14 protein-coding genes are annotated in these 13555 nt (G+C 70.2%); 11 read left to right on the top strand and 3 right to left on the bottom strand.

The window, feature by feature from the left end; all coding sequences use genetic code 11:
• Positions 1-5: 5 nt before the first annotated feature.
• From V6M51_RS23515 to V6M51_RS23490, 6 genes are all read left to right on the top strand, one after another.
• Positions 6-485, top strand: a complete 480-nt coding sequence (locus V6M51_RS23515; protein WP_332770721.1) for a MarR family winged helix-turn-helix transcriptional regulator — start codon at positions 6-8, stop codon at positions 483-485.
• Entirely contained in the window at positions 485-1192 is a 708-nt protein-coding gene (locus V6M51_RS23510; protein ID WP_332770660.1) for a response regulator transcription factor, read from the top strand. Before V6M51_RS23515 ends, V6M51_RS23510 begins: the two co-directional genes overlap by 1 nt.
• 220 nt (positions 1193-1412) lie before the next feature.
• Positions 1413-2762: an ATP-binding protein gene (locus V6M51_RS23505; RefSeq protein ID WP_332770659.1), complete on the top strand. Its 1350-nt coding sequence runs from the start codon at positions 1413-1415 to the stop codon at positions 2760-2762.
• Positions 2763-2824: 62 nt separating this feature from the next.
• Entirely contained in the window at positions 2825-3253 is a 429-nt protein-coding gene (locus V6M51_RS23500) for a DUF2147 domain-containing protein (protein WP_332770658.1), read from the top strand.
• 135 nt (positions 3254-3388) lie between these two features.
• Positions 3389-4228 (top strand): PEPxxWA-CTERM sorting domain-containing protein, encoded by an 840-nt coding sequence (locus V6M51_RS23495; RefSeq protein WP_332770657.1) that lies wholly within the window; start codon positions 3389-3391, stop codon positions 4226-4228.
• 80 nt (positions 4229-4308) lie between these two features.
• On the top strand, positions 4309-6894 hold the full coding sequence (locus V6M51_RS23490; protein WP_332770656.1) for a beta strand repeat-containing protein: 2586 nt from the start codon (positions 4309-4311) through the stop codon (positions 6892-6894).
• 25 nt (positions 6895-6919) lie between these two features.
• Here the strand turns inward: V6M51_RS23490 and proC are convergent, their stop codons facing one another.
• From proC to V6M51_RS23475, 3 genes are all read right to left on the bottom strand, one after another.
• Entirely contained in the window at positions 6920-7714 is a 795-nt protein-coding gene (proC, locus tag V6M51_RS23485; RefSeq protein WP_332770655.1) for a pyrroline-5-carboxylate reductase, read from the bottom strand.
• 10 nt (positions 7715-7724) lie between these two features.
• Entirely contained in the window at positions 7725-8228 is a 504-nt protein-coding gene (locus V6M51_RS23480) for a YbjN domain-containing protein (RefSeq protein WP_332770654.1), read from the bottom strand.
• A 152-nt stretch (positions 8229-8380) separates the two neighbouring features.
• The gene (locus V6M51_RS23475) at positions 8381-8626 is read right to left on the bottom strand and encodes an accessory factor UbiK family protein (RefSeq protein WP_305675664.1); all 246 of its coding nucleotides are present in this window, start codon (positions 8624-8626) and stop codon (positions 8381-8383) included.
• An 82-nt stretch (positions 8627-8708) separates the two neighbouring features.
• On the opposite strand from V6M51_RS23475, the gene lgt reads away from it, so the two are divergent.
• The 5 genes from lgt to V6M51_RS23450 all read left to right on the top strand — a co-directional run bounded on the left by lgt (position 8709) and on the right by V6M51_RS23450 (position 13545).
• A complete protein-coding gene (lgt, locus tag V6M51_RS23470; RefSeq protein WP_332770653.1) occupies positions 8709-9575 on the top strand; it encodes a prolipoprotein diacylglyceryl transferase in 867 nt (288 codons plus the stop codon).
• Entirely contained in the window at positions 9572-10624 is a 1053-nt protein-coding gene (locus tag V6M51_RS23465) for a class I SAM-dependent methyltransferase (RefSeq protein ID WP_332770652.1), read from the top strand. Before lgt ends, V6M51_RS23465 begins: the two co-directional genes overlap by 4 nt.
• Positions 10621-11388 carry a peptidoglycan editing factor PgeF gene (gene pgeF, locus V6M51_RS23460; RefSeq protein WP_332770651.1) on the top strand — a complete coding sequence of 256 codons (768 nt, stop codon included), beginning with the start codon at positions 10621-10623 and terminating at the stop codon, positions 11386-11388. Before V6M51_RS23465 ends, pgeF begins: the two co-directional genes overlap by 4 nt.
• Positions 11389-11459: 71 nt before the next feature.
• Entirely contained in the window at positions 11460-12395 is a 936-nt protein-coding gene (locus tag V6M51_RS23455; protein ID WP_332770650.1) for a ribose-phosphate pyrophosphokinase, read from the top strand.
• 118 nt (positions 12396-12513) lie between these two features.
• Positions 12514-13545: a hypothetical protein gene (locus tag V6M51_RS23450; protein ID WP_332770649.1), complete on the top strand. Its 1032-nt coding sequence runs from the start codon at positions 12514-12516 to the stop codon at positions 13543-13545.
• Positions 13546-13555: the final 10 nt, after the last annotated feature.

Genomic DNA, 13555 nt, shown 5'->3' with positions numbered 1-13555 from the left:
GCTTGATGGCCGCCGCCGATCCTAGGCTAATCCTACGGGACGAAGAGTTGGATGCGGGGCTTGAGCTGATGATGCTGGCCGAGGCCGCGTTGTGGGCGGGCGTCGATGCGGGGCTGCAGGCCGAGGACCTCGGCCTGGGCCGCTCCCACTGGCGCGCGGCCTTCCTGCTGAAGCGCCGGCCGGGCGTCGGCGTCCAGGAGCTCGCCCACCTCACCAGCCTCTCCAAGCAGGCCGCCAGCCGCATCCTCAGCGACCTGGAGGCCAAGGGCCTGGCCGAGAAGGTTTCCGGCGACCTGGACGCGCGGCGGCGCACGGCCAGCCTGACCGCGGCGGGTCAGGCCTTCGAGGGCCGCATCGCCGAACGGCTGCGAGGCCAGCTCGCCCGGTCGTACCGGACCGGCGGCCTGGACGGCGTGGCCGGGGCGCGGCGCATCCTGTCGGCCTTGGCCGGCGGGCGGATGAAGACCAGCGGAGGCGGCGCCTGATGGCCCTGACCGACACCCCCGACCGCCACCTGCTGGTGGTCGACGACGACGACCGCATCCGCGACCTGTTGAAGGAATACCTTGCCCGCAACGGGTTCCGGGTCACCGCGGCGCCCGGCGGCGCGGCGGCGCGGCGGCTGATGGAGACGCTGGACTTCGACCTGGCGGTGTTCGACGTCATGATGCCCGGCGAGGACGGGTTCTCGCTGACCAAGTGGCTGCGCGAGCGCAAGGGCGCGGCCGGCCGCACCCCGGTGCTGATGCTGACCGCCAAGGGCCTGCCCGAGGACCGGATCGAGGGCCTCAAGCTCGGCGCCGACGACTATTTGGGCAAGCCCTTCGAGCCCGAGGAGCTGCTGCTGCGGATCGAGGCCATCCTGCGCCGCGCCCAGGGCCGGCCGCAGAACGGCGCCAACCTCCCGATCTCGCTGGGCCGCTGCCAGTTCGACCTGGAGCGGGGGGAACTCAGCTGCGCCGGGGCGCCGATCCGCCTCACCGAGGCCGAGGTCGCCCTGCTCAAGCGCCTGGCCCGCAGCCCGCACGAGCCGGTGGACCGCCTGGAGCTGGCGCGGGAGACGGTCGACCCCTCCGGCCGGGCGGTGGACGTCCAGGTCACCCGCCTGCGCCGCAAGATCGAGGCGGACCCCAAGACCCCGCGCTACCTGCAGACCGTCCGCGGCGTGGGCTACCTGCTGGCGCCGGACTGATGAACATTCGCGGCTTTTCCTGGCCACCGGCGGCGCTCGCCAGGCGCTCCACCTCCTCTCCCCTTTCAAGGGGAGAGGGTAGGGTGAGGGGACGCGGCGCGAAGCGGCGCCCTGCGGTCCCTCCGCCGGCTCAACACAGCGGAAACGCCCCCCTCACCCTACCCTCTCCCCCCGAAGGACGGGGGGAGAGGAGGAAGCCTCAGGAGTGGGGGAAGAAGCGGTGAACCTCCGGCTGTTCTTGCCCCGGCACTTCCAGCGGCTGGTGAAGCGCAGCCTGCCGACCACCCTGTTCGGCCGCTCGCTGCTGATCATTGTCCTGCCCGTGGCGCTGATGCAGATCGCGGTCACCTGGGTGTTCTTCGACGCCCACTGGCAGACGGTGACCAGCCGGCTCTCCGACGGCCTGGCCGGCGACGTGGCCTGGGCGGTGGAGAGTTATCAGGACGACCCCAGCCCGGCGGCCATGGCCCGCCTGTCGGACCGGGCGGAAAAGTCGCTCAGCCTGTCGCTGGCCCTGCAGCCCGGCCGCACCCTACCGGTCGGCCGGCGCGCCAATCCCTTCGCCGTGGTGGATCGTTCGCTGGAGCAGGCGCTGGCCCAGCGGCTGGACGCGCCCTTCTGGTTCGACACCACCCGCTACCCGGCCTATGTCGACATCCGGGTGCAGGTGAACGAAGGGGTGATCCGCATCCTGGCGCCCCGCGACCGGGCCTTCGCCACACAGGGCCACATCTTCGTCCTGTGGATGACCGTGGCGACCTTGCTGCTCACCGCCATCGCCATCCTGTTCATCCGCAACCAGACCCGCTCCATCGAGCGCCTGGCCTCGGCGGCGGATGATTTCGGCAAGGGGATCGACGCCCCGGCCTTCAAGCCGCACGGCGCGCGCGAGGTGCGCCAGGCCGCCCACGCCTTTCTGGCCATGAAGTCGCGCATCCAGCGCCATATCGACCAGCGCACCGCCCTGCTGGCCAGCGTCAGCCACGACCTGCGCACCCCGCTCACCCGCCTGAAGCTGGAGCTCGCCCTGGCCGAACCCGGCCCGCGCAACGCCGAGATGAAGCGCGACCTGGCCGAGATGGAGCACATGATCGACGAGTACCTCGCCTTCGCCCGCGGCGAGGGCGGCGAAGCCATGGAGACCATCCATCTGAAGGGCCTGATCGACGAGGTGAGCGAGGGCGCCCTGCGCGCCGGCGCCGAGGTGCACGTGGCCGCCGATCCGGAGCTTACCGCCAGCGTACGGCCCAACGCCTTGAAGCGCGCCTTGTCGAACCTGGTGATGAACGCCGCCGTGCATGGCGAGCATATCGAGGTCTCGGCCGCCGCCCGGGTGGCCGGCGGGGTGGAGATCACCGTCGACGACGACGGCCCCGGCATCCCGGAAGACCGCTACGAGGACGCCTTCAAGGCTTTCAACCGCCTGGACGACGCCCGCAACCAGAACGACAAGGGGGTGGGGTTGGGCCTGGCCATCGCCCGCGACGTGGCGCGCGGCCACGGCGGCGATGTCACCCTGGACCGCTCGCCGATGGGAGGCCTGCGCGCGGTGGTGCGCTTGCCGGGCTAGACGTTCATCGAGAGTTCACGGACACAAGGCACAGCTACGCCAAATCTTGGGGAGAAAGTCGCATGAAGCTCGGTCATCTGTTCGCGGGCCTGGCGCTCGCCGCCGTCGCCGGCGCCGCCCAGGCCGCTGATCCCGTGGAAGGCCAGTGGCTGGTCGAAAGCGGAACGGCCAAGATCAAGGTCGCCCCCTGCGCCGCCGACAAGAGCAAGATGTGCGGCGTGATCACCTGGGTGAAGGCGCCCGCCGGCGCGACGCCCAAGGACACCAACAATCCCGAGGCCAGCCTGCGCGCCCGTCCTCTGGTGGGGCTCTCGATGATCCGCGACTTCAAGCCCGTCGGGGCCGGAAAATGGACCGGGGGCAAGATCTACAACCCGTCCAACGGCAAGACCTACGCCTCCAAGATGAGCGCCAATCCGGACGGCACGCTGAAGATCGAGGGCTGCATCGCGGTGATTTGCCAGGCCCAGACCTGGAAGCGGGGAACCTGAGGGCCGCTTAGGCTTCATTTAGGAACCGGGGTCTGGGAATAGGAACCATTTAGGATGAGGGGCTGATCGGCGGCCCCTAGACAGCGCCTCACGAGGCCGCCCCATCCCTGAGCGGCTCAAATCGCGAGGCGCTCCATGACCCGACACCACCTTCATCGCCAAGGCCTCACCGCCGTGGCCACGCTCGCCCTCGGGCTGTCCGCGCTGGCGGCGGCGCCTGCGCACGCCCTGGCGACCTTCGGGTCCTACGCCGCGGTCTCCGGAGTTGGCTTCTCCATCGACGACGGCGGATCGGGCAGCTTTGCTTCGTCGCGGGCCATCAGCCTGGACAACGGCTATTCGGCGATCAACGCCTACGGGGCCGCCGACCTGGCCGGCGGCAAGCTCCACGCCTCGTCGTTTGCATCGCGCGGCCCCTGCACGCCAAACCCCCCGCTCTCGAGCTGCGACGGCGTCGGCGCCAGCTCGAGAGCGGCCATGTGGGACCAGGTCACCTTCCTGCAGAAGGACGGCGGCCCCATCGAGAGCATCTCGCTGATCCCGGTCTCCATCGCGATCGACGGCCATCTCGCCGGGCATGGCGCCAGTGCGAGTTACCGCAGCTACTACGGCTATGACGCCAATTACGACGTCGACGCCCTGGAGTGGGTTTCGTTGACGGATGGAACGACCGAGAGCCTCGACAACCTCTTCGTCCCGCTCACCGCCGCCCCGATGTTCATCTATATCGAGCTGCGGACGAGCGCGGGCACCGACGGCTCGCTCAGCACCTTCTCCCTGGCCGATTTCGGCAACACCCTGCACTTCAACTGGGAACTGCCCGAAGGCGTCGTCGCACAGTCGGCCTCCGGCGTGTTCATGACCGATGTCGCCTCAGCCGTGCCGGAACCGGCGACCTGGGCCCTGATGATCTCCGGCTTCGCCCTGACCGGCAGCGCGCTGCGCAGGCGCCGCGCCGCCTTCTCCGCCGCCTAACTCCACCCCCCAACACAACCGGCCCCACGCCCCGCAGACGCGGCGGCGGGCGCCGGCCCATGCCCAAAGAGGACCACCCCATGACCAAGATCACTGGAACCACCGGCGCCGACACCCTGACCGGAGGCGCCGACAGCGACATCATCGACGGCCTGGGCGGCGACGACATCGTGACCGGCGGCCTGGGCGACACGCTGCTGGCCGGCGGCGCGGGCGCCGACCTCGGCCGCCTCGACTTCTCGGGCGCGAGCGGAAGCCTGAGGTTCGCCGTGGCGGCCAACCTGACGGGAGTCCAGACCCTCGCCGGCGTCCAGGTCTCCGGATTCGAGCGTGTCGAGCTGGTCGGCGGCTCGGCCGGCGACTGGCTGACTGGCGGCGCTGTCTCCGACCTGCTCGACGGCCGGAACGGCAATGACTGGTTGAAGGGCGAGGGCGGCGACGACCGCCTGCTGGGCGGCGGCGGCCACGACATTCTCGACGGCGGGGCCGGCGCCGACACCCTGGATGGCGGCGCGGGCTCCGACCAGCTCATCGGCGGGGCGGGCGACGATCTGCTCGTCGCGACCACCGGCGACGCCTCGGTCGACGGGGGGAGCGGCCGCGACCACGGCGTGCTCGACTTCATGTCCACCGGCGCACCGATCAACTTCTCGATCGCCGCGAACCTCGCCGGGAGCGTGAAGGTCGGCACGACACCCATTCGAGGCCTCGAGAGCATCGACTTCTCGGCCGGCCCCGGCGCCGACAACCTGGCGGGCGGTGCGCTCGCCGACACCCTGCGCGGAGGTGACGGCGACGACCAACTCGCCGGCGAAGGCGGCGACGACGGCCTCTCGGGCGGCGCGGGCGCCGACACCCTGACCGGCGGCGCGGGCGGCGATACGATCGACGGCGGCGCGGGCCTCGACACGGCCCGCTTCAGCGGCCGGCTAAGCGACTATCGCGCCACCCTCCTGTCCGACGGCGAGGTGTCCGTGACCGACCTGCGCGCCGGGGGCGACGGGGTCGACGCCATCCGTGGCGTTGAACGTTTCGCCTTCGCCGACCGAACGGTTTCGCTGTCCGAACTGGTGACGGGCGAGCCAAACCACGCCCCGGTCGCCGTGGCCGACTCGGCGACCACCACCGAGGACGCCGGCCTCAGCCTGTCGCTGCTGGCCAACGACAGCGACCCCGACCTCGGCGACGCGCTGAAGGTGGCGTCGATCGACACGGCGGGCGTCCTGGGAAGCGTCACCCTCGGATCGGACGGGACGATCTTCTACACCGCCACAACGGCGGTCCAGGCGTTGAACGCCGGCGAAGCCCTGACGGAGCACTTCACCTACAGGGTCGTCGACATGCAGGGCGCCACGGCCACGGCGGGCGTGACGCTCACCGTCATCGGCGCCAACGACGCTCCGACCGCCTTGGACAACTTCGCCGATCTCGGCGAGGACGGCGCCACGATCGACGTCCTGGCCAATGACTACGACATCGACACGGGCGACCAGCTCGCCCTGATTCACGCGACGAGCGGAGCCCACGGAACGGCCCGCGTCACCCCGGACGGCGGCGTCGTCTATACGCCGGGCGCGCTCGCCCAATCGCTCGCCGAGGGCCAGACCCTTGCGGACAGCTTCACATACACCGTGCGCGACAAGGCCGGGGCGACATCCGACGCTCGGGTCTCCGTCGTCATCCACGGCGAGAACGACGCCCCGATTGCGACCGCCGACAGCTTCACCATCGCCAAGTCCGGGGTGACGATGCTGGGCGATCTGCGCGGCAACGACATCGAGGTGGACCAGGGCGACCATATCTCGCTCGGCGCGGTCCAGTCGGTCTCGGCCATGGGCGGGACGATCATCGTCGACGCCCAGGGCCATGTCGCCTACGACCCCGGCGCCGTCTTCGCGAACCTCGGAGCCGGTCAGACGGCGAGCGACAGCTTCACCTACCAAATCGTCGACAGCCATGGCGCCGCGTCGACGGCGACCGTCGCCCTGACCATCACCGGCTCTCCGGTCGCCGAGCCGGCCCTCGTCGGCGCGGCCTTCGTCGACGAGGACGCATCGAGCGAGAACCTCTACCAGTCCGTCCTGGACCTGGCCGAGTTCGTATTGGGCGAAGATGTGACCCTGGTCTCCATCGACGCCGCCGGCACGCTGGGATCCGTCACCCTGGACGACGACAGCCTGGTCTATACCGCCGATCACCCGAGCCTCGATGCGCTCTGGGGCGACGATGGCGCGAGCACCCAGTTCCTCTACACGGTGCGGACCGCGAGCGGGAACCTGCACACCGGCGCCATCGAGGTTGAGATCGCCGGGATCAACGACGCGCCCCAGGCCACGCCAGACCTTCTGCAAATCGGCGAAGGCGGTTCGTCTGGCAATCTATGGAACAGCCTTCTCGCCAACGACCTCGACGCCGATGCGGGCCAAGGACGCGACATCTCGGCCATCGACACCACCGGCATGATCGGCCGCGTCAGCTTCGACCCGGCCACCCACAGCCTCGCCTACCACGCTGACACCGCCGCCATCACCGTTCTCAACGCCGGCGAGACGCTGGTCGATCGTTTCACCTACACGGTAGAGGACGATGACGGCGCGATCAGCAGCACCACGGTGACAATCACCGTAGCCGGCGCCGACGGGGCGGTGGGCTGGGCGATGCTCTAGGCGCCGGTGGCGCGGGGCGGCGGGACTAGCTTCCCAGCTCCTTGGACCGCCGCACGGCCGCGGCGACGGCCTCGCGCAGCAGCGGGGCCAGACCGGCCTCGCCCATCAGGACGTCCAGGGCCGCCTGGGTGGTGCCGCCCGGCGAGGTGACCTGGCGGCGCAGCTCCGACGGCTCCTCGCCGCCCTTGGCCATCAGGGCCGCGGCCCCGGCGATGGTGGCCCGGGCCAGGCGCGCGGCGTCGGCCGGCGGCAGGCCGGCCCGGGCGCCGGCGGCCTCCAGGGCCTCGACGAAGGCGTAGAGATAGGCGGGTGCGGAGCCCGACACGGCGGTCGCCGCGTGCAGCAACTCCTCGTCCGCCAGGTCCACCACCGTCCCAACCGGAGCGAACAGGGCGTGGGCCCGGGCTCTGGCGGATGCGACCGCCGCATAGATGCTGGTCGTGCCCTGGCCGATAGCCACCGCCGTGGTGGGCATGACGCGGGCGACCGCGCGGTCGCCGAAGGCCTGGGAAATGTCGTCGGCCCGCACGCCCGCCGCCACCGAGACGATCACCGCGTCGGGGGCCAGGTGCGGCGCGACGGCGGCGGCGGCCTCACGCCAGATTTGCGGCTTCACGGCCAGCAGCACGGTCCTGGCTTCGGAGAGGGTCGAATCGGCGGGATTGAGCCGGGCCCCGGCGGCGCCCAGGGCCTGGACGACGTCGCTCACCTGCGGCTCGCGAATGATCAGGTCCGCGGGCTTGAAGGCCCCGGCCAGTCGCCAGCCCTCGATCAGCGCCCCGCCCATGCGGCCCGCGCCCAGCAGCAGGATCGGCGTCATGGACTAGTCCTTAGGCCTCGCCGACCGTCTCGAACATGCAGGCGGCGATGGCGTCGGCAGGCGACTTGGCGCCCTTCACCAGGAAGTCGAAGGCCGGGTAGAACCGGTCGGCCGCCTCCATGGCCACATCGATCATCGCCGCGGCCTGGGCCAGCGTCGGGCGTTCGCCGGTCATCAGGGCCATGGCGTGGCGGAAGATGATCTCGCCATCGTCCCACACCTCGAAGTGGCCCAGCCAGACGCGTTGGTTGACCGTGGAGACCAGTTCGAAGGCGGCGGGTCGCTGTGCGGCGGTGACCTGCTGGTCGACGGAGAGGCAGAGCTGCAGGCAGTCAGCCTCGGGCCGCCAGGCGAACCACAGTTCGTAGTCCTTCCAGTCGCCGGCCAGGGTGAAGGCGAGGTCGCCATCTTCAGTGCGGTCGAACTGCAGGTTTTCGGCCGTCAGAACGTGCTCGACCACATCCAGCGGATCGAGGGCGATCAGGACGTCTTCGTCAGACAGAGGCGTATCCATAAGACCGGCGGTCCTTTCGCATGGGGCTAAGGGGCCCAGCGGGCCCCCGAATCGCCTGCGATCTCGAAACTAATCTGCTTCGCGAGGGGTGCGTCACCGGCTTCTTCATCCGGGCGAGCCACATTCGCGTGTTTGCGTAGGCGTACGCCGGCCTAGTCCTTCTTGGCCGACTTCTTGGCGGCGGGCGCCTTGAGCGAAGCGATCTCGGTCCGCAGGGCGGCGATCTCGGCCTTCAGGGCCTCGAACTCGTCGCGACGGATCAGGTCGAGCTCGGCGGCGAAACGATCGGCCTGGGCGCGGAACGCGGCCTTGGCTTCCTCGCCGGCGGTCTGGGCGAGGCCCATGGCGGCGTTGGTCAGCTTGGCGAATTCGTCCAGGAAGGGGTTCTGGGTCTGCATAGTCTCTATATGGCGCGCCGGGGGATGAAAGCGAAGGGGTTCTCGTCTAAACCCGTCGAAGACCTCACGGAGAACCCCCGCCTTGCCGTTCCCGGACTTCGATCCCGTCCTCGTCCAGATCGGGCCCTTCGCCATCCGTTGGTACGCCCTGGCCTATGTGGCGGGCATACTTCTGGGGTGGCGCTATGTCGCATCGCTGATGAGGCGCCAGGAGCTGTGGGCGCCGCGCCCGGCCCCGGCCACCGGCGGCCAGGTCGACGACCTGATCGTCTGGCTGACCCTCGGCATCATCGTCGGCGGGCGGCTGGGTCACGTGCTGTTCTACACCCCCTCCCTGATCTGGGAGGATCCGCTGCAGATCCCTCAGACCTGGAACGGCGGCATGAGCTTCCACGGCGGGGCGATCGGGGTCGCGGTCGCGGTCCTCGGCTTCTCGCGGGTCAACAAGATCGACATGCTGCGCCTGGGCGACGCCGTCGCCGCGGCCAGCCCGTTCGGCCTGTTCTTCGGACGCATCGCCAACTTCATCAATAGCGAGCTGTGGGGCCGGCCCACCGACGTGCCCTGGGCCGTGGTCTTCCCCAACGGCGGCGTCTTCGCCCGCCATCCCAGCCAGCTCTACGAGGCGGCGCTGGAAGGGGTGGTCCTCTTCCTGCTGCTCCGTTGGGCGACCCACCACGCCAAGCTGCTGCGCCGTCGCGGCGTGGTCGCCGGAATCTTCATGCTGGCCTACGCCGTCTTCCGCATGGCGCTGGAGAACGTGCGCGAGCCCGACGCCTACCTGCCAGACTTCCCGCTGGGCCTGACCATGGGGATGATGCTGAGCGCGCCCATGGCCCTGTTCGGCGCCTGGCTGATCTGGCGCGGCATGAAGGAACCGATCCCCGACACCGCCCAAAGCGAGGCCCCGGCCGCCCCCGCAGCCGGCGAGCCTGCCAAACTCCGGTGAACCTGCGCGACCGTCTCGCGGCTCAGATCCGCGCCGGTGGTCCAATGACCGTGGCCCAGTACATGGCCGCCTGCCTGTACGATCCGCGGGACGGCTACTACGCCACGCGCCCAGCTCTGGGCGCCCGCGGCGATTTCATCACCGCGCCCCTGGTCAGCCAGATGTTCGGCGAACTGATCGGGCTGTGGGCCGTCGAGGCCTGGGAGCGGCTGGGCCGCCCCAATCCGGTGCGGTTGGTGGAGATGGGCCCCGGCGACGGCTCGCTGATGAGCGACCTGCTGCGCGCCGCCCGACTGGCCCCCGCCTTCCTGGTCGCCGCCGACATCTGGCTGGTGGAGGTTTCCGAACCCCTGCGCATGCGCCAGCGCCAGGTTCTGGGCGACCAGGTCTCCTGGGCCCGGTCGCTCGAGGACGTCCCGGGCGAGGCGCCTCTGCTGCTCATCGCCAACGAACTGCTGGACTGCTTGGCCGCCCGCCAGTTCGTCCGCACCGAGCGCGGCTGGGCCGAGCGGATGGTGGGGCTGGATGAGGCCGGCGAGCTCGCCTTCGGCCTGACCTCCGCGCCGTTGAACCGCGACGCGCCGTTGGGGGCGATCCTGGAACATTCCCCGGGTCAGGAGGCTCTGGGCTCGGCCTTGGGCGAGCGCATCGCCCGCGACGGCGGGGCGGCCCTGCTGATCGACTACGGCCGCGCGGTCCCGGGTTTCGGCGACACCCTGCAGGCCCTGCGCGCCCACCGAAAGGAAAGCCCCCTGGCGGCGCCCGGCGAGGCCGACCTCACCGTCCATGCCGACTTCCCCGCCGTCCTGGCCGCCGCCCACGCCCAAGACGCCCAGACCGCTCACATCCTCACCCAGGGCGAGCTGCTGGTGCGGCTGGGCATCGGCTCGCGCGCCGAGGCCCTGGCCCAGGCGCGTCCGGACAGGGCCGAGGAGATCGAGCGCCAGTTGGAGCGGCTAGTCTCCCCCGACCAGATGGGCGAGCTGTTCAAGGTCGCCTGCATCCACTCCCAAGGGTTCACGCCACCCGGCTTCGAGGTTCCGGCGTGAGCGGCCTGCCGGTGCTGACCTCTCCGCTGCTGGAACTGGCGGGCGTGCGCCACGCCTTCTTCACGCGCCAGGGCGGGGTCTCCAAGGGCGTCTATGACAGTCTGAACGTCGGGCGCGGCTCGGCCGACGCGCCGGCCGACGTGGTCGAGAATCGCCGCCGCGCCGCCGCCCACTTCGGCGCCTCGGCCCAGGCGCTCAGCACCTGCTACCAGATCCATTCGGCGGTCGCCCTGGTGGCCGAGGAACCCTGGGGCGACGCCCGTCCCGAGGCCGACGGGGTGGCGACCGCCCGGCCGGGGATCGTCTGCGGAGCGCTGGCCGCCGACTGCGCCCCGATCCTGTTCGCCGACGCCGAGGCCCGAATCGTCGCGGCCGCCCACGCCGGCTGGAAGGGCGCGCTCACCGGGATCGCCGAGGCCACGGTGGCCAGGATGCGCGAGCTGGGGGCCCGGCGGATCGTCGCGGTCATCGGGCCCTGCATCGGCCCGGCCTCCTACGAGGTCGGGCTGGAGTTTCTGGACCGCTTCGTCACCGAAGACGCCGCCAACGCCGCGTTCTTCGCGGTGGGCGAGAGCCCCGACAAGCGGATGTTCGACCTGCCGGGCTTCGTGCTGAACCGGCTGCGCGGCGCGGGCGTGGAGACCTGCGAATGGATCGGGCGCGACACCTGCGCCGAGGAGGCGCTGTTCTTCTCCAACCGCCGGGCCTTCAAGCGCGGCGAGCCCGACTTCGGCCGCCTTTTGTCGGCCATCGCGCTGGCTTAGCCCGTCTGGGGTCTTGCCCCCCGGTCGCGGCCTGCTACAAGCCCGCGCATACGAAATTCCTCGGGGGTCCGATGAAGCTGCTGGCCGGCAACTCCAACCGAACGCTCGCCGAGGCGGTCGCCTCGCATCTCGACCTTCCGCTGACCAAGGCCCAGGTCAAGCGCTTCGCCGACAACGAGGTCTGGGTCACCATCGACGAGAACGTGCGCGGCGAGGATGTCTTCATCATCCAATCGACCAGCTACCCGGCCAATGACAACCTCATGGAGCTGCTGATCTGCATCGACGCGCTGAAACGCGCCTCGGCCAAGCGGATCACGGCGGTCATGCCCTATTTCGGCTACGCCCGGCAGGACCGGAAGACCGGGGGCCGCACCCCGATCTCCGCCAAGCTGGTCTCCAACCTGATCACCCGCGCCGGCGCCGACCGGGTCCTGACCATGGATCTGCACTCCGGTCAGATTCAGGGCTTCTTCGACATCCCCACCGACAACCTGCTGTCCGCGCCGATCCTGGCCGCCGACATCAAGGAACATCACGCTAAGACCGCCGAGCTGATGATCGTCTCGCCCGACGTCGGCGGGGTGGTCCGGGCGCTGGCCGTCGCCACCCGGCTGAACGCCGAGCTGGCCATCGTCGACAAGCGCCGCTCGGGTCCCGGCAAGAGCGAGGTCGCCAACATCATCGGCGACGTCCACGGCCGCCGCTGCATCCTGTTCGACGACATGATCGACGGCGGCGGCACCCTGACAAACGCCGCCCAGGCCCTCGTCGACGGCGGGGCGCTGGAAGTCTCGGCCTACGTCACCCACGGGGTGCTTTCGGGCGCGGCGGTGGAGCGGGTGAATTCCTCGATCCTGAAGGAGCTGGTCATGACCGACTCCATCCAGCCGCCGGAACGCGCCACCGAGGGCGGCAAGATCCGCTATGTGAGCTGCGACAAGCTGATCGGCGAAGCCATCCGGCGAATCGCCAACGAGGAATCGGTCTCCAAGCTGTTCGACTAGCGCTCGGCGGTCGCCCCCGCGGCCAAGCTTGGTGAACGCCCGTTAACGGCGTCAGGTCACATTCTCGCCCGTTCGGCCGTGCTATGTTGGCTCAAGAATACACCGGGGAAGGCCCAGGATGACTTCCACTTTGCGCGTGGGCTTGACGGTCGCCGCCCTCACCGCTGCGAGCCTGCTCGCGGCCTGCTCCTCCGAGCCCGCACCGCCTCCTCCGCCGCCTCCGCCGCCGGTGGTCTCGGCGCTGCCGGCCTCGCTGATCGAGCGGGCCAGCGCCTACCGCTACTATGTCGACCACGCCACGGCGATCTCGCCGGCGTTCACGGACGGCGCGGCCGTCGCCAACGCCGTGCGGATCGGCGTCGCCTACGAGCCCAAGCAATTGATCCAGGGCGCCACGGCCTATGGCGCGGTCGTCGCCCTGGGCGATCCGGCCTTCGTCGCCGGGGTGCGCAGCTACGGGACCACCCCCGACGCGCGGCGCAACATCGCCTACGAGATCATGAAGGACCCGGCCTATGTGGTCGCCCTGACCGGCTCGAACTCGGCCGCCGGCCTGGTCATGGCTGCGCTCGGCGACGACGGGAACAGGTTCTACACCGCCGGCAAGGCGGTGAAGCAGTCGGCCTACGATGTCCAGAAGCAGCCCTGGTCCAAGGCCGAGGTGCCGAATCGCGATGTGCGCCTGCTGCAGGCCAAGTCGCTCTCGACCACGCCGCTGGTGGGCGAGGTCGCCCAGACCGTGCGGCTGCAGCAGGCCGCCGCCGGCGTCCAGCCGCTGGGCGTCGCCGCCGCCCCGGCCAGCGCGCCCTACACCCCGACCGTGATCCGCAGCCTGGCGATCGCGGCCCTGGCGGTGCTCGGCCACGCCAGCGACGCCAACATGGAAATCATCAACGCCATGATGGTGGAGCCCAACACCGGCTCCTGCATCAACATGTCCAAGCTGAACCTCTTCCAGTGCCTGGCGGTCTCCAAGCCGCACTACGAGGACGTCTTCTGCCTGGGCCAGCATGCCATGATGGACACCGCCCGCTGCGTGATCAAAGCCTCCGGCCAGGTCGAGCCCTTCGAGCCCCGGTTCGTCCCCGTGGCGCGCACGGCGGCGGAGATGGCGAAGAAGCCCTACAAGACCTCCACCAAAAAGCGTTAGGAATCCGCAC

The organism is Phenylobacterium sp. (assembly GCF_036677185.1).
Taxonomy (GTDB): domain Bacteria; phylum Pseudomonadota; class Alphaproteobacteria; order Caulobacterales; family Caulobacteraceae; genus Phenylobacterium.
The sequence above is the reverse complement of the archived record's forward strand: the minus strand, read 5'-3'. Positions and strand labels throughout refer to the sequence as shown.